Origin of the sequence: Micromonospora tulbaghiae, from assembly GCF_900091605.1 — a bacterium.
Classification (GTDB): Bacteria; Actinomycetota; Actinomycetes; order Mycobacteriales; family Micromonosporaceae; genus Micromonospora; species Micromonospora tulbaghiae.
Genome location: NZ_FMCQ01000004.1, coordinates 603,860 through 624,181, shown reverse-complemented (window position 1 = coordinate 624,181; position 20,322 = coordinate 603,860). Strand labels below are relative to the sequence as shown.

At 73.2% G+C, this 20,322-nt stretch carries 21 protein-coding genes and 1 riboswitch; of the genes, 9 read left to right on the top strand and 12 right to left on the bottom strand.

Features of this window, described 5'->3' with window-relative positions:
- Positions 1–75 precede the first annotated feature (75 nt).
- The 3 genes from GA0070562_RS15630 to GA0070562_RS15620 all read right to left on the bottom strand — a co-directional run bounded on the left by GA0070562_RS15630 (position 76) and on the right by GA0070562_RS15620 (position 2,989).
- Positions 76–876, bottom strand: a complete 801-nt coding sequence (locus tag GA0070562_RS15630) for an energy-coupling factor transporter transmembrane component T family protein (protein ID WP_091421703.1) — start codon at positions 874–876, stop codon at positions 76–78.
- The gene (locus GA0070562_RS15625; protein WP_091421700.1) at positions 873–2,303 is read right to left on the bottom strand and encodes an ABC transporter ATP-binding protein; all 1,431 of its coding nucleotides are present in this window, start codon (positions 2,301–2,303) and stop codon (positions 873–875) included. The genes GA0070562_RS15630 and GA0070562_RS15625 overlap by 4 nt, the downstream gene beginning before the upstream one ends.
- A gap of 95 nt (positions 2,304–2,398) precedes the next feature.
- Positions 2,399–2,989, bottom strand: coding sequence for an ECF transporter S component (locus tag GA0070562_RS15620; protein ID WP_091421696.1), 591 nt, complete (start codon positions 2,987–2,989; stop codon positions 2,399–2,401).
- A 75-nt stretch (positions 2,990–3,064) separates the two neighbouring features.
- Positions 3,065–3,171: riboswitch (TPP riboswitch) on the bottom strand.
- A 76-nt stretch (positions 3,172–3,247) separates the two neighbouring features.
- Between GA0070562_RS15620 and GA0070562_RS15615 the strand changes: the two genes are divergently transcribed.
- From GA0070562_RS15615 to GA0070562_RS15600, 4 genes are all read left to right on the top strand, one after another.
- Positions 3,248–4,084, top strand: coding sequence for an alpha/beta fold hydrolase (locus GA0070562_RS15615; protein ID WP_175438743.1), 837 nt, complete (start codon positions 3,248–3,250; stop codon positions 4,082–4,084).
- Positions 4,081–4,830, top strand: a complete 750-nt coding sequence (locus GA0070562_RS15610; protein WP_091421691.1) for a sugar isomerase domain-containing protein — start codon at positions 4,081–4,083, stop codon at positions 4,828–4,830. Before GA0070562_RS15615 ends, GA0070562_RS15610 begins: the two co-directional genes overlap by 4 nt.
- A gap of 91 nt (positions 4,831–4,921) precedes the next feature.
- Positions 4,922–5,422, top strand: coding sequence for a DUF6328 family protein (locus tag GA0070562_RS15605; RefSeq protein WP_091421688.1), 501 nt, complete (start codon positions 4,922–4,924; stop codon positions 5,420–5,422).
- Between the two features lie 107 nt (positions 5,423–5,529).
- Positions 5,530–7,503, top strand: coding sequence for an acyl-CoA dehydrogenase family protein (locus tag GA0070562_RS15600; protein ID WP_091421685.1), 1,974 nt, complete (start codon positions 5,530–5,532; stop codon positions 7,501–7,503).
- Between the two features lie 46 nt (positions 7,504–7,549).
- Here the strand turns inward: GA0070562_RS15600 and GA0070562_RS30270 are convergent, their stop codons facing one another.
- The 7 genes from GA0070562_RS30270 to GA0070562_RS15570 all read right to left on the bottom strand — a co-directional run bounded on the left by GA0070562_RS30270 (position 7,550) and on the right by GA0070562_RS15570 (position 11,663).
- Positions 7,550–7,717, bottom strand: a complete 168-nt coding sequence (locus GA0070562_RS30270; protein ID WP_162959003.1) for a hypothetical protein — start codon at positions 7,715–7,717, stop codon at positions 7,550–7,552.
- Positions 7,718–7,726: 9 nt separating this feature from the next.
- Positions 7,727–8,332, bottom strand: a complete 606-nt coding sequence (locus GA0070562_RS15595) for a hypothetical protein (RefSeq protein ID WP_091421682.1) — start codon at positions 8,330–8,332, stop codon at positions 7,727–7,729.
- A gap of 52 nt (positions 8,333–8,384) precedes the next feature.
- Positions 8,385–8,687, bottom strand: coding sequence for an ArsR/SmtB family transcription factor (locus GA0070562_RS15590; protein ID WP_013287947.1), 303 nt, complete (start codon positions 8,685–8,687; stop codon positions 8,385–8,387).
- Between the two features lie 43 nt (positions 8,688–8,730).
- Entirely contained in the window at positions 8,731–9,606 is an 876-nt protein-coding gene (locus tag GA0070562_RS15585) for a metal ABC transporter permease (RefSeq protein WP_091421680.1), read from the bottom strand.
- Between the two features lies 1 nt (position 9,607).
- Entirely contained in the window at positions 9,608–10,372 is a 765-nt protein-coding gene (locus GA0070562_RS15580) for a metal ABC transporter ATP-binding protein (protein ID WP_091421677.1), read from the bottom strand.
- Positions 10,369–11,316, bottom strand: a complete 948-nt coding sequence (locus GA0070562_RS15575) for a metal ABC transporter substrate-binding protein (protein WP_091421674.1) — start codon at positions 11,314–11,316, stop codon at positions 10,369–10,371. The genes GA0070562_RS15580 and GA0070562_RS15575 overlap by 4 nt, the downstream gene beginning before the upstream one ends.
- Before the next feature lie 83 nt (positions 11,317–11,399).
- Entirely contained in the window at positions 11,400–11,663 is a 264-nt protein-coding gene (locus tag GA0070562_RS15570) for a DUF6703 family protein (protein WP_091421670.1), read from the bottom strand.
- A 27-nt stretch (positions 11,664–11,690) separates the two neighbouring features.
- On the opposite strand from GA0070562_RS15570, the gene GA0070562_RS15565 reads away from it, so the two are divergent.
- The 5 genes from GA0070562_RS15565 (at position 11,691) to dusB (ending at position 16,874) form a co-directional block, all read left to right on the top strand.
- On the top strand, positions 11,691–12,032 hold the full coding sequence (locus GA0070562_RS15565; RefSeq protein ID WP_091421667.1) for an antibiotic biosynthesis monooxygenase family protein: 342 nt from the start codon (positions 11,691–11,693) through the stop codon (positions 12,030–12,032).
- Between the two features lie 94 nt (positions 12,033–12,126).
- Positions 12,127–12,600 carry an Rv0361 family membrane protein gene (locus GA0070562_RS15560; protein ID WP_091421662.1) on the top strand — a complete coding sequence of 158 codons (474 nt, stop codon included), beginning with the start codon at positions 12,127–12,129 and terminating at the stop codon, positions 12,598–12,600.
- A 113-nt stretch (positions 12,601–12,713) separates the two neighbouring features.
- Positions 12,714–14,093, top strand: a complete 1,380-nt coding sequence (locus GA0070562_RS15555; RefSeq protein ID WP_091421659.1) for a glycine--tRNA ligase — start codon at positions 12,714–12,716, stop codon at positions 14,091–14,093.
- A gap of 155 nt (positions 14,094–14,248) precedes the next feature.
- Positions 14,249–15,673: an MFS transporter gene (locus GA0070562_RS15550; RefSeq protein ID WP_091421653.1), complete on the top strand. Its 1,425-nt coding sequence runs from the start codon at positions 14,249–14,251 to the stop codon at positions 15,671–15,673.
- A gap of 37 nt (positions 15,674–15,710) precedes the next feature.
- Positions 15,711–16,874, top strand: a complete 1,164-nt coding sequence (gene dusB, locus GA0070562_RS15545; protein ID WP_091421650.1) for a tRNA dihydrouridine synthase DusB — start codon at positions 15,711–15,713, stop codon at positions 16,872–16,874.
- Positions 16,875–16,930: 56 nt separating this feature from the next.
- On the opposite strand, the gene GA0070562_RS15540 is transcribed toward dusB, so the two are convergent.
- Together GA0070562_RS15540 and GA0070562_RS15535 are read right to left on the bottom strand one after the other, a co-directional pair.
- Complete coding sequence (locus GA0070562_RS15540; RefSeq protein ID WP_091421647.1) at positions 16,931–17,578, bottom strand: C39 family peptidase; 648 nt, start codon at positions 17,576–17,578, stop codon at positions 16,931–16,933.
- A gap of 839 nt (positions 17,579–18,417) precedes the next feature.
- Positions 18,418–20,172, bottom strand: coding sequence for a beta-N-acetylhexosaminidase (locus GA0070562_RS15535; protein WP_091421643.1), 1,755 nt, complete (start codon positions 20,170–20,172; stop codon positions 18,418–18,420).
- Positions 20,173–20,322 lie beyond the last annotated feature (150 nt).

The following is a 20,322-nucleotide window of genomic DNA, read 5'->3' as shown; positions in this document are numbered from 1 at the left end:
CGATGCCGTCAACTTCATGATCAACGGGGCGGTGGGCGAGGGGAGGGTGTGGGGGAGAGGGAAAGGGAAAGGGGGTCAGCCGATCAAGGGGCGGAAGGTGCCCAGGGCGATGCTTGTGGCCAGGGCGCCGGCTGCCAGCAGCGCGGCACCCGCGATGAGCAGGGCGTCGGCGCGGGTGAAGCGCTGCGGGCGGGCCACGGTGCGCGGGGTACCCGCGTCGAAGCCCCGGGCGTCCATCGCCACCGCCAGCCGCGTGCCCCGCCGGATCGCGCCCACCAGCAGGGTGAACGCCGTGGACGCGAACAGCCGCAGCTTCGCCACCGGGTTGCGGCCGGCGTCCACGCCGCGGGCCCGGCGGGCCATGCTGATCATCCGCCACTCCTGTTCCAGCAGCGGCACCATGCGGAACGCGGCCAGCGCCCCGACGGCGAACCGGGCGGGCGCCTTCGCGTTCTGGATCAGCGCGTCGGCCAGGTCGGTGGGGTCGGTGGTGGCGAACACGACGATGCCGGGCAGCGCCACGGCGAGCATCCGCAGCACCAGCCCGAGCGCGGTCATCAGCACGCCCTGGGTGACCAGGATCGGCCCGGCCTGGAGCAGTACCGGGCCGGAGCGGTCGGCCGCGAAGAGCACGAGCGTGACCAGGATGCCGACGGCACCGGCGAGCAGCGGCCAGGCGCGGCGGGCCAGCACCCGGTAGCGGACACCGAACAGCGGCAGCACCGCGAGTTCGACGGCGATGGCGACGGCCGGTGCCACCGGATCGAGCGTCGCCACCAGGATCAGTGTGAAGACCAGCGCGGCGGCCAGCTTCGCCACCGGGTTGCGCCGCGCCAGCGGGGCACCCGGCGCGGCGACCGGTTCGAGGTTGATCACGAGGACGCCCCGGCGGAACGGTCCAGGGTGAACGTCCGGTCGGCCAGCGCGGCCACGAAGTCCTCGTCGTGGGTCACCGTGACCAGGCCGTGCCCGGCGTCGCGCAGCTCGGCGAGCAGGTCGACCAGCTCCAACCAGGTGCGCCGGTCCTGGCCGAACGTGGGCTCGTCGCAGATCAGCAGGCGGGGCGCGGTGGCCAGGGCCGTCGCCACGCTCAGCCGCCGCGCCTCCCCACCGGAGAGGGTGTACGGGTTGGCGCCCGCCAGCCGGTCCAGCCGCAGCCGGTGCAACAGCTCGTCCACGGTGGCGGTCACCGCCGCCTCGGGCCGGCCGGTGCGGCGCGGGCCGAGCGCCAGCTCGTCGCGGACCGTGGCGGTGACGAACTGGTGCTCCGGGTCCTGGAACACCGAACCGATCCGGCGTACCAGCGCGGGTGCCCGCCAGCGGTGCGGGGGAGTGCGCGCGTCCCGCCCCGCCAGTTCGGCGGACGCGGTGACGGCCCCCGCCCCGGGTTTCAGCAGGCCGCCCAGGAGCAGCGCCAGTGTGGACTTGCCGACCCCGTTGGGACCGAGGACGGCGAGCGTCTCGCCGGCGCGTACCCGGAGATCGGTGGGGTCCAGCCGGGGCGGCAGGCCGAGCCGGTCGGCAGTGAGCAGCACGTCGCCGGGCGGCGCGGTGGCGTGCCGGGGTGGCGCGACGTGGCCGGGTACCCAGACCCCGGCGGCGGCCAGCGCGTCGCCGTGCGCGGCGAAGACCGTCTCGGGTGGCCCGTCGGCGCGTACCCCGCCGCCGGGTTCCAGCACCACGACGCGGTCGACCAGCGGCAGCGCCTCGGTGACCCGGTGCTCGACCAGGATCATCGTGGTGTCCGGGTCGAGCGCGTTGGCGACGGCCCGGCGGATCAGCGCGGCGCCGGCCGGGTCGAGGTTGGCGGTGGGCTCGTCCAGCAGCAGCAGCCCCGGGCGCAGCGCGAGCGTGCCGGCCAGTGCCAGTCGCTGCTGCTCGCCGCCGCTGAGCGCGGCGGTCGGGCGGTCCCGGGGGTACGGGAAGCCGACCCGGCCCAGCGCCTCGTCGACGCGGGGCCAGATCTCCCCGGCCTGTACGCCACGGTTCTCCAGCCCGAACGCCACGTCGTCGCCGGAGCGGGCCATCACGAGCTGGGTCTCCGGGTCCTGGAAGACGATGCCGACGCGCTCGCGGGCCTTGCGCGGGTCCAGCCCGTCGATCTCGACGGCGCCCTCCTGCTCGCCGGAGTCCTCCGGCAGCAGCCCGGCGAGCGCGGCCAGCAGCGTGCTCTTACCGGCCCCGGAGGCACCGAGGAGCAGCACCCGCTCCCCGCTCTCCACACGCAGGTCCACCCCGCGAAGAGCCCACGCCTTGCGCCCCCCGTGCCGCCACCCGAACCCCCGCAGCACCACAGCGCTCACCGCCCACCCACCCCCTCTCCTCCGTCGATCATGAGGTTGACGGCGATGACGGGTGCCGGAACGGCCGCCAACTTCATGATCAACATGATGGGGAGCTAGACCAGGGCTCGGTCGCGGCCGGCGGGGAAACGGTCCAGGACGCCGGTGTTCGCCAGCGCGCGGGTGAGGGCCACCGCGCCCAGGCCGGCCACCAGCAGGCAACTGAGCACACCGAAGGCGATGTAGGGCAGCCGGAAGGTCGTCCAGCTCGTGCCCGGGTACCAGTACAGGGCGTCGAACAGCGTGGCGAAGAGGCCGCCGCACGCGCCGGCGAGCGCCGCCGTGAGCGGCCGGTAGAGGCGGTACCGGGTGGCCGCGAAGACCGCCTCGACGCCCAGGCCCTGCACCGCGCCCTGGAGGATCGCCATCGCGCCGTACGGGGAGCCGAGCAGCACCGAGACGGTCGAGGCGACGGTCTCGGTGAGCAGCGCCGCACCCGGCTTGCGCACGATCAGCGCGCTCAGCACGGCCGGGATGAGCCAGACGCCGTACATCACCGACTGGAGCGGGGCGAAGAAGGCGAACGGCCCGTCGCTGCCCTTCCAGAGGATGTTCCAGAGCTGGAACACAACGCCGAAGGCGACGGCGATGACCGAGGCGACGACGATGTCGACGGTACGCCAGCGGTTGCTGTCGGTACGGTTCACGGTTGGCTCCCAGTTCGTCGAGGTGAACCAGGAGAAGACGCACGCCGCGCCCGGTGGTCACCGGACGGCGACGCGGCTGGAGGTCGACCGAACTCCCTGCGCTGGCATTACCCAGATCAGGTTCGAGGGTCTGCGGGCATCGGCCCGCACTCTCAGCGCTGTGCGCTCCCCTGTCGGATGTGAAGTTGTCTCGTCGCAGACGCTAGCACCGACGACGGGCCCCGGCCCAGCAGGGCGAGTGTCGGTATGGTGGCGATCATGCTGGTGGATGCGCGGGGACTGACGTTCGAGGTACGCGCCGGCGGCCCCGAGGGCGGTGACCCCGTCCTGCTGCTGCACGGCTTCCCGCAGCACTCCGGCGAGTGGGACGCGGTCACGCCCGCGCTGCACGCCGCCGGGCTGCGCACGTACGCGCTCGACCAGCGCGGCTACTCGCCCGGCGCGCGTCCGGCGGACGTCGGGGCGTACCGGATCCCGGAGCTGGTGGCCGACGCGGCGGCGGTGCTGGACGCGCTCGGGGTGACCCGCGCGCACGTGGTGGGCCACGACTGGGGCGCGATCGTGGCGTGGGGCCTGGCGGCGGCGCACCCGGAGCGGGTGCGGACGCTGACCGCGGTGTCGGTGCCGCACCCGGCCGCCATGGGCCACGCGCTCGCCACCGACCACCGGCAGAAGGTCAAGTCCGCCTACATCGCGTTGTTCCGCAAGCCCGGTACGGCGGAGAAGGTGCTGCTGGCGTGGAACGGCGCGACGCTGCGCAAGCTGATGAGCGGAGTGGGCGGCGCCGGCGAGGTGGCCCGGTACGCCGAGCCGATGCGCGAGCCGGGGGCGTTGACGGCGGCGCTGAACTGGTACCGCGCGATGACCGGGACGGACATGAAGGCGGTCGCCCCTGTCGGGGTGCCCACCACGTTCGTCTGGAGCGACAAGGACGTGGCGATCGGCCGGACGGCCGCGCAGGCGTGCGCCGCGCACGTCACCGGTGACTACCGGTTCGTGGTGCTGCCCGGGGTCAGTCACTGGATCCCGGACGAGGCGCCCGGCCCGCTGGCCGAGGCGATCCTCGCCCGGTGCGCAGGAACGGAGGAAGCATGACGGTGAGCGCCGACGCGTACCTGGCGGTGGTGACCGAGACGATCGGCCGGGTCGCGGCCGAGCAGCGACAGAACGTGGCCGACGCGGCCGACCTGATCGCGGCGGCGCTGCAGGCCGACGGCGTGGTGCACGCGTTCGGCACCGGGCACTCCGAGGCGCTGGCCATGGAGATCGCCGGGCGGGCCGGCGGCCTGGTGCCCACCAACCGGATCGCGCTGCGTGACCTGGTGCTGGTCGGCGGCGACCCGGCCGACGTCCTCGGCCCGAAGCTGGAACGCGACCCGGCGGTGGCGCACCGCCTCTACGAGCTGGCGCCGATCCGGCCGCAGGATGTGTTCGTGCTGGCCTCGAACTCGGGGGTGAACGGCGCGATGGTCGAGTTCGCGTCCGTCGTGAAGGAACGCGGGCACGGCCTGGTGGCGATCACCTCGGCGCAGCACTCGGGCCGGATGACGTCGCGGCACCCGTCCGGCCGCAAGCTCGCCGACTTCGCCGACGTGGTGCTGGACAACGGCGCCCCGTACGGCGACGCCACGCTGCCGCTGCCCGGCGGCGGCGCGGTCGGCGCGGTCTCCTCGATCACGGCGGCGCTGCTCGCCCAGCAGATCGTCGCCGAGGTGGTGGCCCGGCTGGTCGCGGCGGGGCAGCGCCCGCCGGTCTACCTGTCCGCGAACATCACCGGCGGCGACGAGCACAACGCCGAGCTGGAGGCACGGTACGCGGGCCGCATCCGCCGGGGATCCTGAACCGGTTTCGTGATCAGCCGTACGGGGCACAGCCGGTGCTGCCGGTGGGCGTTCACCCGCCGGCCGTGCCGTCTCCCGGGGAGGTCCGCGAGTGTCGAAGGAATCCGAGAAGCAGCGCTGGCAGCGCAACTTCGCCGATCTGTTGCAGGAGCTGCGGGTCGCGCAGACCGGCGTGCAGATCCTCTTCGCCTTCCTGCTGACGCTGCCGTTCAGCAACGGGTTCGGCCGTACCACGGAGTTCCAGCGCGACGTCTACATCCTGGCGCTGCTGACCGCCGCCGCGTCCGCCGCGATGATCATCTCTCCGGTCGCGTTCCACCGGGCGTTGTTCCGGCAGGGCCGCAAGCCGGAGCTGGTCCGGTTCGCCCACCGGATGGCCACCGGCGGCCTGTTCTTCATGCTGATCGCGATGGTCAGCTCGGTCCTGCTGGTCACCGACTTCGTGCTGGACCGGCCGATCGCGTTCCTGCTCAGCGCGCTCACCGGCCTGTGGTTCCTGATCTTCTGGGCGATCCTGCCGTTCAGCCGGCGCAACTGGGGTGAGGACGACATCGACGACGAGGACGACAACCCTCAGTCGCTCACCGACTGACGTCCGCCAAATCGGACGTGCACGCAGCGCTACCCCTGGGTAACACCCGGGGGTAGCGTCGTTTTCGTCGAGCGCGTCGACGCAGCCGGACCGACGAGGAGGCAGCCGTGACCACGACACAGAACAGCCGGCCCGAGTCACCCGACGGCGCGGGACCGCTGCCCACCGAGGCGGGCCAGGTCTCCGAGAAGGAGGCCCGCCAGGTCGCCGAGGCGGCCCGCGAGTCGGCCTGGGACCGGCCCAGCTTCGGCAAGGAGTTGTTCCTCGGCCGGTTCCGGCTCGACCTGATCGACCCGTGGCCCCGCCCCGACCCGGCCGAGGTGGCCCGCGCCGACGAGTTCCTCGGCGCGCTGCGCGCGTACCTGACGTCAGAGGTGGACGGTGAGGCGATCGAACGGGACGCGCGCATCCCCGACGAGGTGTTCCACGGCCTGGCCGGGCTCGGCACGTTCGGCATGAAGATCGACCGTAGACACGGCGGGCTCGGGCTGAGCAACCTGCACTACTGCCGGGCGCTGATGCTCGTCGGCTCGGTGAACCCGGCGGTCAGCGCGCTGCTCTCCGCGCACCAGTCGATCGGCGTGCCGCAGCCGCTGAAGATGTTCGGCACACCCGAGCAGAAGGAGCGGTTCCTGCCCCGGCTCGCCGCCGGTGAGGTCTCCGCGTTCCTGCTCACCGAACCGGACGTCGGTTCCGACCCGGCCCGGCTCGCCACCACCGCCGAGCCCACAGCCGACGGCACCGGCTACCGGCTCAACGGGGTGAAGCTCTGGGCCACCAACGGCACGCTCGCCACACTGCTCGTGGTGATGGCCCGGGTGCCGGCCTCCGAGGGGCGGCGCGGCGGCATCACCGCGTTCGTGGTGGAGGGCGACAGCGACGGCATCACCGTGGAGCGGCGCAACTCCTTCGTCGGACTGCGCGGCCTGGAGAACAGCCTCACCCGGTTCCACGACGTGTTCGTGCCCGAGGAGAACGTGATCGGCGGCGAGGGCAAGGGCCTCAAGATCGCGTTGACCACGTTGAACACCGGCCGGCTCTCGCTGCCCGCCATGTGCGTCGGGGCCGGCAAGTGGGCGCTCAACGTGGCCCGGGAGTGGGCGGCGGACCGGGTCCAGTGGGGCCGTCCGGTGGGCGAGCACGAGGCGGTGGCGAAGAAGCTGTCCTTCATCGCCGCCACCACGTACGGCATGGAGTCGATGCTCGACCTGTCCTGCATGCTCGCCGACGACGACCGCAACGACATCCGGATCGAGGCGGCGCTGGTCAAGCTCTACGCCAGCGAGATGGCCTGGCGGATCGCCGACGAGCTGATCCAGATCCGCGGTGGCCGCGGCTACGAGACGGCCGACTCGCTCGCCGCCCGGGGAGAGCGGCCGGCCGCCGTCGAGCAGCTCCTGCGCGACCTGCGGATCAACCGGATCTTCGAGGGCTCCACCGAGATCATGCACCTGCTGATCGCCCGCGAGGCGGTCGACGCGCACCTGTCGGTGGCGGGCGACATCATCGACCCGGACGCGGGGCTGGGCCGCAAGGCCAGAGCGGGCGCGCGGGCCGGCGCCTTCTACGCGAAGTGGCTGCCCACGCTCGCCGTCGGCAAGGGGCAGACGCCCGGGGCGTACCAGGAGTTCGGGCCGCTGGCCGGGCACCTGCGCCACGTCGAGCGGGCGTCACGCAAGTTGGCCCGGTCGACGTTCTACGCGATGTCCCGGTGGCAGGGGAAGATGGAGCGCAAGCAGGCGTTCCTCGGCCGGGTGGTGGACATCGGCGCGGAGCTGTTCGCGATGAGCGCGGTCTGCGTCCGGGCCTACGCCGAGCGGGACGATCACCCGGAGAACGTCGAGCTGGCCGACCTGTTCTGCCGTCAGGCGCGGCTGCGTGTCGACGAGCTGTTCACCGGCCTGTGGTCGAACACCGACTCGGTCGACGTGGCCGCCGCAAAGCGCATCGTCGCCGGCCGGTACGCCTCGCTGGAGGACGGTGTCGTCACCCCGCCCGCCGACCTTCCGTGGGTGGCCCGCTGGGAACCGGGGCCGTCCACCGAGCAGGACGTCCGTCGTCGCATCCCGCCCGCCGGCTGACCGGAGCGCCCCGGTGGCCGTCCCGCCCGGACGGCCGCCGCGGCGGTCAGCGCGCGATGGCCCAGGCCAGGATGCCGGCCAGGATCAGGCCGTTGAGCCCGGCCAGCACCAGGTACGCCGACGGCGGGATCTTGCGGCCCTTGCGGACGAAACTCACCAGCACGCCCGCGTACGCCAGCAGCAGTACGGCGACGACGATCAGGAAGTACAGCACCGGCACACCTTACCGGCCGCCGCGCAGCCCCAGTTCGCGCAGCTCCAGCGCGGCGAGCGCGTCGACTGTCGCGTCGTCGCCGCGCCGCCACGCCTCGGCGACGTCGGGCGCGATCCGGGTCAGCTTCGACAGCGGCTGACCGGCCAGCGCGCGCAGCGCCAGCAGGTCCCGCCCGGCCGGTGCGCCGGCCAGGGCCTTCGCCGCGCCCGCCCGGCGCATCCAGCGCAGGCGCAGCGGCAGCCAGCCGAACAGCACCAGGCCGAGCGGGAACACCAGCACCGCGATGGTCAGCGCGAGCGCGAGCTGCCCGACCAGCTCCTGCTGGTCGCGGCCCGCCTCGGCGACCGACCGGGCGGCCTCGGCGGCGCGGGTGAACGGCGCGGTCAGCTCGTCGCCGACGATCGGCACCCGGCCGACCTTGCCGCCGGCGTCGGCCAGGTTGTCGGCGAGTCCACCGCCGGCCCCCTCCAGCTTCTGCCCGGGTACGGCGAGCTTCTCGACCAGGTCGTGCAGCCACAGCGCGAAGCGGATCGCGGCGTACACCCAGACGACCACGAGCAGGTCGGTGAGGAACTGGCGGACGGCGGTCGGAAAACGGTCGGCGTAGATCTTCACGCCGGACAGCGTCCCACGGGACGGGCGCGTCGGCACCTGGCCGATTTCCCGCTCAGTGCGACCCTTCGCCGGCGTGACTGACCGCGTCCGCCACGATGTGCGCGACGTGGTCGTCGACCAGGGCGTACGCGATCTCCCGGCCGCGCCGCGACCCGCGCACCACCCCGGCGCCCCGCAGCACCCGCAGGTGCTGGGAGACCAGCGGCTGAGGGGCGCCGAGCTTCTCGACCAGCTCGTGCACGCAGCGTTCGCCCTCGGCCAGCTCGCTGACGATCGCGAGCCGGATCGGGGCCGAGAGGGCGCGCAGCAGGTCACCCGCACCCTCGAAGGCGTCGTACCCGTTCGTGCCGGTCACCCTGTAACGGTAACCAATCCCAGCTGCGCCGGCGGGTAGGGCCTCATCGCAGCAGCACCTCGTGCTCGGCCGGCTCGGACGGCGGCGTGACCCGGTCGGCCCGTGCCCGCCGCCGCAGCGCCCGCACACCGGCCGCCGCGAGCGCGACCAGCAGGAACGAGCCGATCGCCACGAGCACCACCGACGCGCCGGGCGCGGTGTCGGCGGTGGCCGCCACCCAGACCCCGGCACCGGCGGCGAACAGGCCCAGCGCCATGGCCGCCGTCATGGTCGACCGGAAGCCCCTCGTCACCTGCTGCGCGGCGGCGACCGGCACCACCATCAGCGCGCTGATCAGCAGCACCCCGACCGCCCGCATGGCGATGGTCACGGTGACCGCGGTGCCGACCGCGATGAGCAGGTTCAGCGCCCGAACCGGCAGGCCGGACACCCGGGCGTACTCCTCGTCGTGGCACACCGCGAACAGCGCCGGGCGCAGCACCAGCATGGTCACCAGCAGCACCACGCCGAGCACGCCGATGGTGATCAGATCGGTCCGGGAGGTGGTGGTCAGCGACCCGAACAGGTACGCGTTGAGCGACCCGCTGCTGGCGTCGGAGAGCCCGACCAGCATCACGCCACCGGCGATGCCGCCGTAGAACAGCAACGCCAGCGCCAGGTCACCGGAGGTGCGCCCGTACGCGCGGACCAGCTCGATCACCACCGCGCCGAGCGTCGCGGCGATCACCGCCACCAGCACGGGGGAGCGGTTGAGCAGCAGTCCCGCGCCGACGCCGGTGAGCGCCACGTGCCCGAGCCCGTCGCCGATCAACGCCAGCCGGCGCTGCACCAGGTAGATGCCGAGCGCCGGGGCGGCCAGCCCGATGATCAGCGCGCCGACCAGGGCGCGGAGCATGAAGTCGTACTGGAAGAGATCCATCTCAGATGCCTGTCCAGAGCCGGGCGGGCTCCTCGTCGCAGTGCGGGTGCACGTGCTCGTGGTCCGGGTCGGCGTGGTGGCCGGCCGGTTCGGGCACCGCGCCGTCGTGGGCGATCCCGCCCTGGTGCACCACCACGGCCCGGCTGATCAGCGGGCGCAGCGGACCCAGCTCGTGCGCGACGAGCAGCACGGTGCCCCCACCGTCGCGGAACGTGCGCAGCGCCCCGGCGAACGCCTCCTGGCTGGCCGCGTCCACCCCGGCGGTCGGCTCGTCGAGCACCAGCAGCTCCGGCTCGCCGGCGAGCGCGCGGGCGATCAGGGTGCGCTGCTGCTGGCCGCCGGAGAGCGTGGACACCGGGTCACCGGCCCGGTCGGCGAGCCCGACCGCGTCCAGCGCCGCCTCCACCGCCTCCCGGTCCGCCCGCCCGGCGGGCCGCAGCACGCCCCGGCGGGCCAGCCGCCCGGACGCCACCACCTCGCGCACTGTGGCCGGCACTCCGCTGCCCGCGCCGAGTCGCTGCGGCACGTACCCGATGCGGTGCCACTGCCGGAAGCGGCGCTGCGGCGTGCCGAACAGGGCGACCGACCCGGCGCCGACCGGCACCAGGCCGAGCGCGGCGCGCACGAGCGTCGACTTGCCGGAGCCGTTGGCGCCGAGCACGGCGACCACCTCGGAAGCGGTCACTGTCAACGAGACGTCACGCAGCACCGGGCGGCCGTCGTAGCCGACCGTGGCGTGCGCGATCTCGATCACGGGTGGGGTCATGAACAGTCCAGAGCGGTTCGCAGGGTCTGCAGGTTGGTGCGCATCGCGGAGAGGTAGTCGCCGTCGGCGGGCGGACCCTCCAGCGGGTCCAGGACAGCCGTCTTCGCCCCGACCTCACGGGCGATCGTCTCGGCCACCTTCGGGCTGACCAGCGTCTCGAAGAAGATCGTGCCGGCCTGGTGCTCCCGGGCCTCCTCGGCGACCTCGGCGAGGCGCTTGGGGGACGGCTCGGACTCCGGGGTGAGCCCGCTGATGCCGATCTGCTCCAGCTGGTAGCGCTCGGTCAGGTAGCCGAACGCGGTGTGGCTGGTCACGATCTCCCGGCGCTGGCAGGTGCGCAGGCCGTCGGCGTACTCGGTGTCCAGCTTCGTCAGCTCGGTGCGCAGCGCGCCGGCGCGGGCGGTGTAGTCGGCGGCGTGGTCCGGGTCGGCCTTGCCGAGCCGCTCGGCGAGCTTGTCGCCGATGGTGGCCAGCCGGGTCGGGTCGAGCCAGACGTGTGGGTCCTTGCCGCCGCTCTCGTCGGCGTGCCCGGCCTCGCCCTCGTGGTCGTGGTCGTGGCCACCGGCGGCCGCGTCCAGCAGCGGCGTCACGCCCGCCACGTCGAACGCGCGGTCGCCGCCGTTCTGCTCCACCGCCTCGTCCACCGCCGGCTGGAAGCCGCTGAGGTAGACCACCACGTCGGCGTCGACGACCTGGCCGACCTGCCGCGGGTTGAGTTCCAGGTCGTGCGGCTCGGCGCCGGGCTTGGTGAGGTTGCTGACCGCGACCGTGTCGCCGCCGATCCGCTCGGCCAGGAACTGGAGCGGATAGAACGCGGCCACCACGTCGACCTTGCCCGGCTCGCTCGCGCCGCCTGTGCCGTCCGCGCAGGCGGTCAGGCCGCCGGTGGCGAGCAGGGCGGTGGCTGCGGCGGTCAGGATGCGGCGCGGTGCACGAACGGTCATGGGCTCAACTGTCCGCGACAACGAAAACTATTGTCAAAAACGCATGATTGCATGTCAGCGCAGGTCAGCTCGGCTTCGTCAGGTCAGCCGACCATGAGCTTCGCCAGCGCCACCGCGATCAACAAGGTCAACATCACCAGCCGGAGCATCCGGGTCGCCGGGGCCTGCACCGGCCAGGTGACCGACATCAGCCAGACCAGCCCGCCGGCCAGCACGAGCAGCAGGAGGCCGCCCGCCGGGCCGGGCGCGAAGAGGCCGACAAGCACCAGGGCCAGCGCGGCCAGGAACACCGCCGTCGGGTTGAGCCGTGCCAACCGGGACAGCACAGGACTCTGCGTACGCTGCATGCCACAAACTCTACGAGGAGGAACGCCGTGCTGGTCACCAACCGGTTCGTGGTGGAAGCCGAAACGGTGGACGAGTTCACCCGGGAGGCGCACGCCGCGCTGACCGCGCTCGCCGCCCGCCCCGGCTACCTGCGCGGCGAACTGCTGCGGGCGCTCGACGATCCGGACCACTGGCTCCTGGTCACCGAGTGGGAGTCGGTCGGTGCGTACCGGCGGGCGCTCGGCGGGTTCGACGTCAAGGTCACCGCCGTGCCGCTGCTCGCCCGATCGGTGGACGAGCCGTCGGCGTACGAGACGCTCGCCGGCGCCGCCCCCGAGGGGGAGATCGTCGTCGTCGCCAGCGATCGTGCCGCAGGTCCGTATCGCTGAGTGCCGGGGCACTACCCTGGCGCGTATGACCGCTCCCGGACCGGCCGCGCCACCCCCGCCATCCGTTCCGCCCGCGCCGCCGGCGGACCCCGGGGTGCCCGCGCCGCCGCAGGGGCCCGGCGCCGCGCCGCCGTTCGCCGCCCCGCCGACCGAGGGCGGGCGGACCCGGCTCTGGCTCGGCCTCGGCGCGGGCGCGCTCGCGGTGCTGATCTGCTGCGGCGGGGGCGGCGCGGCGGTGCTCGGCCTGGCGGTGAGCAACGCCCAGGCGATCGGCGAGCAGGGCCGGGCGGTCACGAACGACTACTACCAGGCGCTCGTGGCGCGGGAGTGGTCCAAGGCGTACGACACGCTCTGCGACGACATCCGCCGGCGCGAGCCCCGGCGGGAGTTCGAGCGACGGGTGTCCACCGAGCCGCAGATCTCCGGCTACCGGGTGGGCGAGGTCGACCTCACCACGCTCACCGTGCCGGTGGACGTCACGCTGGCCGGCGGCCGGCGGGAGGCGCAGACCGTGACGCTGGCGGCGGACCAGCAGACGGGCGGCGTGGAGGTCTGCGGGGTGAGCTGACCGGGCCCCGGTATTCTGCTGGGCTCGGGACGGACACGGTCGTACCGTTGTCCCGAACAGCCCGGTTCCATCCATCTCAACCGCGCCGACCGCCAGCCGGCGTAGGAGGAAACATGCCAGCCGACCGTATCGACGCCGTCACCAGCCTCGCCAAGCGCCGGGGCTTCGTCTTTCCCTCCAGCGAGATCTACGGGGGCACCCGGTCGGCGTGGGACTACGGTCCGCTCGGCGTCGAGCTGAAGGAGAACGTCCGCCGGCAGTGGTGGCGGACCATGGTGCAGCAGCGCGACGACGTCGTCGGCCTCGACTCGGCGGTCATCCTGGCCCGCAAGGTCTGGGAGGCCAGCGGCCACATCGCCGAGTTCGTCGACCCGCTGACCGAGTGCCAGTCCTGCCACAAGCGGTTCCGGGCCGACCACCTGGAAGAGGCGTACGAGGCCAAGCACGGCAAGCCGCTGACCTCGCTCACGGAGCTGAACTGCCCCAACTGCGGCAACAAGGGCACCTTCACCGAGCCGAAGATGTTCAACGGCCTGATGAAGACCTACCTGGGCCCGGTGGAGAGCGACGAGGGCATGCACTACCTGCGCCCGGAGACCGCCCAGGGCATCTTCGTCAACTACAAGAACGTGGAGACGGTCGCACGCAAGAAGCCGCCGTTCGGCATCGCGCAGACCGGCAAGTCGTTCCGCAACGAGATCACCCCGGGCAACTTCATCTTCCGGACCCGCGAGTTCGAGCAGATGGAGATGGAGTTCTTCGTCGAGCCCGGCACCGACGAGCAGTGGCACGAGTACTGGCTTCAGGAGCGCTGGAACTGGTACCTCGACCTGGGCCTGTCCGAGGAGAACCTGCGCTTCTACGAGCACCCCAAGGAGAAGCTCTCCCACTACTCGAAGCGCACGGTCGACATCGAGTACCGGTTCCAGTTCGGCGGCACCGACTTCGCCGAGCTGGAGGGCATCGCCAACCGCACCGACTTCGACCTGTCCACGCACAGCAAGCACTCCGGCGTCGACCTGTCGTACTTCGACCAGGGCAAGGGCGAGCGCTGGGTGCCGTACGTGATCGAGCCGGCCGCCGGCCTCACCCGCGCGGTGCTGGCGTTCCTGCTCGAGGCGTACGACGAGGACGAGGCGCCGAACACCAAGGGCGGCGTGGACAAGCGCACAGTCATGCGCTTCGACCCGCGGCTGGCCCCGGTCAAGGTCGCGGTGCTGCCGCTGTCGCGCAACGAGGCGCTGTCGCCGAAGGCCAAGCAGCTCGCTGCCGACCTGCGCAAGCGCTGGGTGGTCGAGTTCGACGACTCGCAGGCGATCGGCCGCCGCTACCGCCGGCAGGACGAGATCGGCACGCCGTTCTGCGTCACTGTCGACTTCGACACGCTCGACGACAACGCGGTCACGGTCCGGAACCGGGACACCATGGCCCAGGAGCGCGTCTCCCTGGACCAGGTCGAGCGCTACCTGATCGAGCGCCTGCCCGGCTGCTGACGTATCACCGAGAAGGGCGCCGTCGCCGACGGCGCCCTTCTTCGCGTCTCCCGAGCCGGAGGACGCGTCGACGTGTCTGAATCCCGCGAGCCCGGTGTCGTTAGCCGGCGGGAGCGCCGGGTAGCAGATCCCTCAGCGGCAGCGGAGGGGGCGAGATGCGGCAGGCGACCACCGGACCGTCCGCCACCCCGGCGCCCGCGGTGGTGGCGCATCGGTGGCCCACCGCCCTCGTCCTGGCCAGCGCCATGTTCCTGGTGCTGTTCGACAGCCTGGCGGTGGCCACCGCGCTGCCGCGCATCGGTGCCGAGTTCCACCTCGGCCCGGGCCGCCTCCAGTGGGTCGTGACGTTGTACTCGCTGAGCATCGGCGGCCTGCTGCTGCTCGGGGGCCGGCTCTGCGACCTGTGGGGGCGACGCCGGCTGATCGTCGTCAGCCTCGCGCTGGCCACTCTCGGCTCGGCTCTGGCCGGGCTGGCGACCGCGCTGTCCCCGCTGCTGCTCGGCCGGGTGTTGCAGGGCGCCGGCGCGGCCCTCGCCATTCCGGCGACCCTGGCGTCGGCGGCCACGTACTTCCCCGACGAGCCGTGGCGCAGCCGGGTGTTCGCGGTCGTCGCCGCCGCCGCGAACACGGCCGGTCTGGCCGGGGCGATCGTCGGCGGCCTGATCACGTCACACCTCGGCTGGCGCTGGGTCTTCCTGGCCACCGTGCCGGTCGGACTGGTGGCGATGGTGGCGGCCCGGCTGCTGCTGCCGGCGAGCCGGCCCGACCCGGGCGGCCGGCAGCGGCTGGATCTCGCCGGGGCGGTCCTCGCCACCGGCATGCTGCTCGCGCTGATCTTCGGCGCCAACCGGATCGCCGAGTCGGGTCCGGACCCGGTCGCGCTCGGCGCGGTCGCCGGCTCCCTGGTGCTGCTGTTCCTGCTGGTGCGCGTCGAGCGGCGGGTGGCCGACCCGCTGGTCCGGCCGTCCCTGCTCCGGTCGCGCCCGCTGGTCGCCGGTTGCCTCGCCTTCGCCGCCCACTCGGCCGCGTACGCGGTGGTGGTGGTCGTGGGCAGTCTCTACCTCCAGGAGGTCCACGGCCTGTCCCCGGCGGGCGCCGGGCTGGTGCTGGCCCCGGTGCTGCTCGGCGCGCTGGTCAGCGCCGCTCCGGCGGGCGCGCTGATCCGCAGGTTCGGCGCGCGGCGGGTCGTCGCGGTGGCGCTGGCCCTGTGCGCGGTCACGCTCGCACTGGTGGCGGTCAACGCGGGCGGTCCGCTGATCCTCGTCACGGCCATCCTGGTCGCCTGGGGGCTCAGCGCCGGTCCGATCTACGTCGGGCTGACCCGGGTGTGTGTCGGCGACGCGCCGCCGAGCGACCAGGGAACGGCCTCGGCGGTGTTCGAGTCGACCACCCACGTGGCCGGGGCGATCTCCGTGGCGGTCTTCCTCACACTGCTCGCCGCCGGGGTCGGCTACGGCGTCGTGCAGTTCGTCGGCGCCGTCGCGGGCGGGCTGGGCGTCCTCGCGCTGCTGCTGATCATGCCGGCGGGGAAGTCCGGGACCACGCCGTCGCCCGCGCCGCAGCGGGCGGCGGCCCGGTAGGCGTCGATACCCGGGAACGCCTCCCTACACTGGTCAGGTGACCGCTGCGACCCTGCCCGCGTTGACCATCGGCCCGCACCGGGTGTGGCCGCCGGTGGTGCTCGCGCCGATGGCCGGGATCACCAACGTCGGCTTCCGCCGGCTCTGCCGTGAGCAGGGCGGCGGCATCTACGTCTGCGAGATGATCACCACCCGGGCGCTCGTCGAGCGGAACCCGAAGACGCTGCGCATGATCGCCTTCGGCGCCGAGGAGCAGCCCCGCAGCCTCCAGCTCTACGGCACCGACCCGGAGATCACCGCCGCCGCCGTGCGGATCGTGGTCGAACGCGACCTGGCCGACCACATCGACCTCAACTTCGGCTGCCCGGTGCCCAAGGTGACCCGCAAGGGCGGCGGCTCGGCCCTGCCGTGGCGCCGCCGGCTGTTCGCCCGGCTGGTCAAGGCCGCGGTGGACGCCGCGTCACCCGCCGGGGTGCCGGTCACCGTCAAGATGCGCAAGGGCATCGACGACGACCACCTGACGTACGTCGAGGCGGGGCTGGCGGCCCAGGACGCGGGCGTCGCGGCTGTCGCCCTGCACGGGCGTACGGCCGCGCAGCGCTACTCCGGCACCGCCGACTGGGACGCCATCGCCACGCTCAAGGCGGCGCTCGACGTGCCGGTGCTCGGCAACGGCGACATCTGGGAGGCCGACGACGCGCTGCGGATGGTCGCGCACACCGGCGTCGACGGTGTGGTGATCGGGCGCGGCTGCCTGGGCCGGCCGTGGCTGTTCGCCGACCTGGAGGCCGCGTTCAACGGGAGCCCCGAGCGGCGGCTGCCCAGCCTCGGCGAGGTGGCGGTGACCATGCGCCGGCACGCCGAGCTGCTGGTGGAGCAGTTCGTGGCGGGTGCCCGCAACCCGGCCCGGGGCGAGCGGGACGGCTGCACCGACTTCCGCAAGCACGTCGCCTGGTATCTGAAGGGCTTCCCCATCGGCAGCGAGCTGCGCCGGTCGCTCGCCATGATCGAGAGCCTGGCCCAGCTCGACGACCTGCTCGGCAAGCTCGACCCGGCCGTACCGTTCCCGGTGGAGAACCTCGGCCAGCCGCGCGGCCGCACCAACTCCCCGGGCAAGGTGTTCCTGCCCGACGGATGGCTGGCCAGCCGCGACGACGACACCCCGCCCGACGGCGCCGAGCTGGACGACTCCGGCGGCTGACCCCGGACACGCCGAAGGGCCCGACCCCCGTTCGGGGTCGGGCCCTTCGTGTTCGGTCAGGAGCTGTAGCCGCGGCTGGCGATCCAGTGCGCCAGGGCGTCCACGTCCATGCGGTACGAGGCCTGGTCCGGGTTCGCCGAGTCGGCGATCGTCACGACCTTGCCGCCGTCGCGGTAGCCGACCACGCTGATGTAGTGGCCACCCTCGAACGAGTGGGTGTTGCCGTCGGTGTCGGTCGCGGTGCCGGCGATGTTCGCCACCACGGCCCGGCCGTCGTCCACCGTGCGCACCACGTCGGCGCGCAGCTTCTCCACCTTCTCACCGGCCTTGTCCACCGGGATCTCGGTCGACTTGTAGACGTCCTTGCCGGTCTCCTTGTTCAGCACCGGGGTGATGTCGTTGATGGAGTTGGTGCCGTCCTCGGTGGTGCCCATCTCCTCGGCCATGGCGTGCACGTCGATGTTCTTGCCCTGCACGCTCAGCGCGTTACGGGCCGCGGCCGGGCCGCAGAAGTAGAAGTTGGGCTGAGCCTCGTAGCGCACGCCCAGCTCCCGCTCACCGTGCTTGCGGTCGTTGGTGACGACCTGGGCGGCGCGCTCGGCCGGGGTGGCCTGGGCGGCGATGGCGGGGCCGGCGATGCCACCAGCGGTGGCGGCGATACCGGCGACGGTCAGAGCGGTCTTGCGCAGCAGAGTGGTAGCCATGATCAGTTGCCTCTCCGTCGGGGGTACGCGGCGATGGGGGATGCCGCGAAGAAAGATCAGGTGGCCCGGTATGTGCGTCGGGCCGGTGGCTCGCTCGGGCGACCAGGGGACGGCCTGCTCCGGCGGCTCGGTGATGTAACGACCGGGGGTCCGGGGTCATTCCCGGGGCGCTGCCCGGCGGTGCGGCCTGCTCGACAGGCGCTGTCGACCTGCTCGGTGGCCCGGTGACGTAACGACCGGCGTCCCGGCCTGATTCCCGGCCCGCTGGGCGGGCGGTCGGCGGGTGCGGCGCGGTCTGCCATGTACAACGCCCCGCACCCGCCGCCGATTCCACCCCACCGGTGACCCCGACCACCCCGATTCCGGACACCGACCCCACCGAGGCGGCCCCCGACACCAGACCCCGCCCACCCCGCCCACCCCGCCCGCTCCGGGTCCGCCCGGGCGCTGGGGCGCTCGGGCCCTCGGGCCCTCGGGCCTGACCCCACCACCCCGTTGATCAAGGAGTTTGTGCCCGTCTGAGGCCTCGCGCCCGCCGCAAACTCCTTGATCACCGATGCGATGGGAGGAGGAGTTGGCCACCGGGCCCATCTGGCGCCTGAGTTCGGGGTCCGGACCGGTTCGGCTTCGAGATCTTGGTAGATCCGCGCCCCTCTGGGGGCCGTTCCGTACCAAGATCTCGGCAATCGGGCGGCGGCACGCGCCGGGCGAGGGCGTCCGCCCGCGCCGCGCCGGGGATCGGTGCGTCGATCATGAAGTTGGCGGCAGTTCGTGTCCGGTTTGTCGCCGTCAACTTCATGATCGACCCCGGGGGTGCGCCCGGAGGGAGGGGCAGGGGGTCAGGGGGTGGGGGTGGTGTGGGGGGTGGGTTGGGTGGGGATCTGGGTCGAGGTCGTGGGGGGCCAGGGGATCTTGGGGGAGGGGTGGAAGGTGATGCCGGCGATGGTCCAGCGCGGGCCCTGGGCGGCCAGCCGGCTGCGGAACCGGGGCCAGTCGTGCGTCTCGCGCGGTGACCAGCCGAGTTCGGCGATCGCGGGCAGGCGCGGGAACAGCATGAACTCGATCTCGGCGCGGCTGGTGACCGTCTCGGTCCACAGCGGCGCCTCCACACCCAGCACCGCCTCGGCCGGTACGCCCCGCACGTGGGTCGCCGGATCCCACTCGTACGCCCGGCGTACGTCGATCAGACCGGCCCAGTCGTTCCCGATCGGGGTGTCCGGGGCGTACTTCATGTCCAGGTACGCGTGGTTGCCGGGGGAGAGGATCAGCCGGGCGCCCCGGCGTACCGCGTCGGCGGTCTCCGGGTCGTCACCGTTCGTGCCCCACCACTGCAGGACGCGCCCGTCGACGTGCTCGGCCGGGGCGAGCTGGTGCCAGCCGACGACTGTCTTGCCGGTGGCGGCGACCAGCCGCTGCGCCCGCTCCACGAAGGTGCGGTAGCTGTCCGCCGGCACCTTGAACGCCTCGTCGCCGCCGAGGTGCAGCCACGGTCCGGGCGTCAGCGCGGCCACCTCGCCGACCACGTCCGCGACGAAGGCGTACGTCCGCTCGTCGGCGGGGTCGACGAAGCTGAAGCCGACCTCGGTGCCGGTGTACGGCGGCGGCGCGACCTTGCCGGGTGCCAGTTCGGGGTACGCGACCAGCGCCGCGTTGGTGTGGCCCGGCAGGTCGATCTCGGGCACCACAGTCACGTGGCGGCGGGCGGCGTACGCGACGATGCGGCGGTAGTCGTCCCGGGTGTACCAGCCGCCTGTGCCGCCCCCGACCTCGGTCGCGCCGCCGACCTCGGCGAGCCGGGGCCAGGAGTCGACGGCGATCCGCCAGCCCTGGTCGTCGGTGAGGTGCAGGTGCAGGTGGTTGAGCTTGTAGCGGGCCAGGTGGTCGACCACCCGCAGTACGTCCTCGACCGGGAAGAAGTGGCGGGCGACGTCGAGCATGGCGCCCCGGTAGGCGAAGCGCGGCCGGTCGACGATCGTGCCGCCGGGCACCGCCCAGCGCGCGGCGGTCACGGTCGGGCTCTCGATCGGCGCGGGTAGCAGCTGCCGCAGCGTCTGCGCGCCGCGGAACAGCCCGGCGGGGGTGACGGCGGTGATCCGGACGCCGCCGGCGGTCACGTCGAGGCGGTAGCCCTCATCCCCGAGCCGCGCGTGGTCCACCGGACCGGAGGCGGCGGTCGCGACCGCGCCGCTGGGCACGGCGGCGTCCGCCGGCGACAGCGTGAGCGTCAGCGGGCCGCCCTCGGCGGTGTCGGCGACCGGGAGCGGGAAGCCGGTGGCCGGGCGCAGCCAGCCGGCGAGTTGTTCGGCCACGTCCCGCCCGGCGGCGCTGACCTGCAGCACCGCGTCCGCGCTCAGCGTGAAGTGACCGGCCGGGTCCGGGAGCACCTGCTCGGGCGCCGGCACCACGTCGCCCAGCCGGACCGGCGCCGGTCCGGCGAGCGCCCCGGCGGCCCGGCCCGCGGCGGCCCGGGCCAGCTCGGCCGCGGGAGCCGGCACGCCGGGCAGCGACACCGCGGGTACGTCACTGGAAGGGCTGGTGGGACGGGTGCCGGACGGCTCCGGCTCGGTCTCCGGGGCGGCGGGGTTGGTCGGCACGGCGACGCCTCCGAGGGGTGTATTCGCGCGGGATATGGCAAAGGTCAGGTTCCGCGAGATGCAGTGACGTCAAGAGTACGAGAGGGATCGGAATTGCGTGATCGTGCTCGTGGAAGCGTTCCCAAAAACCCGTACGAACGCGGATTGTGG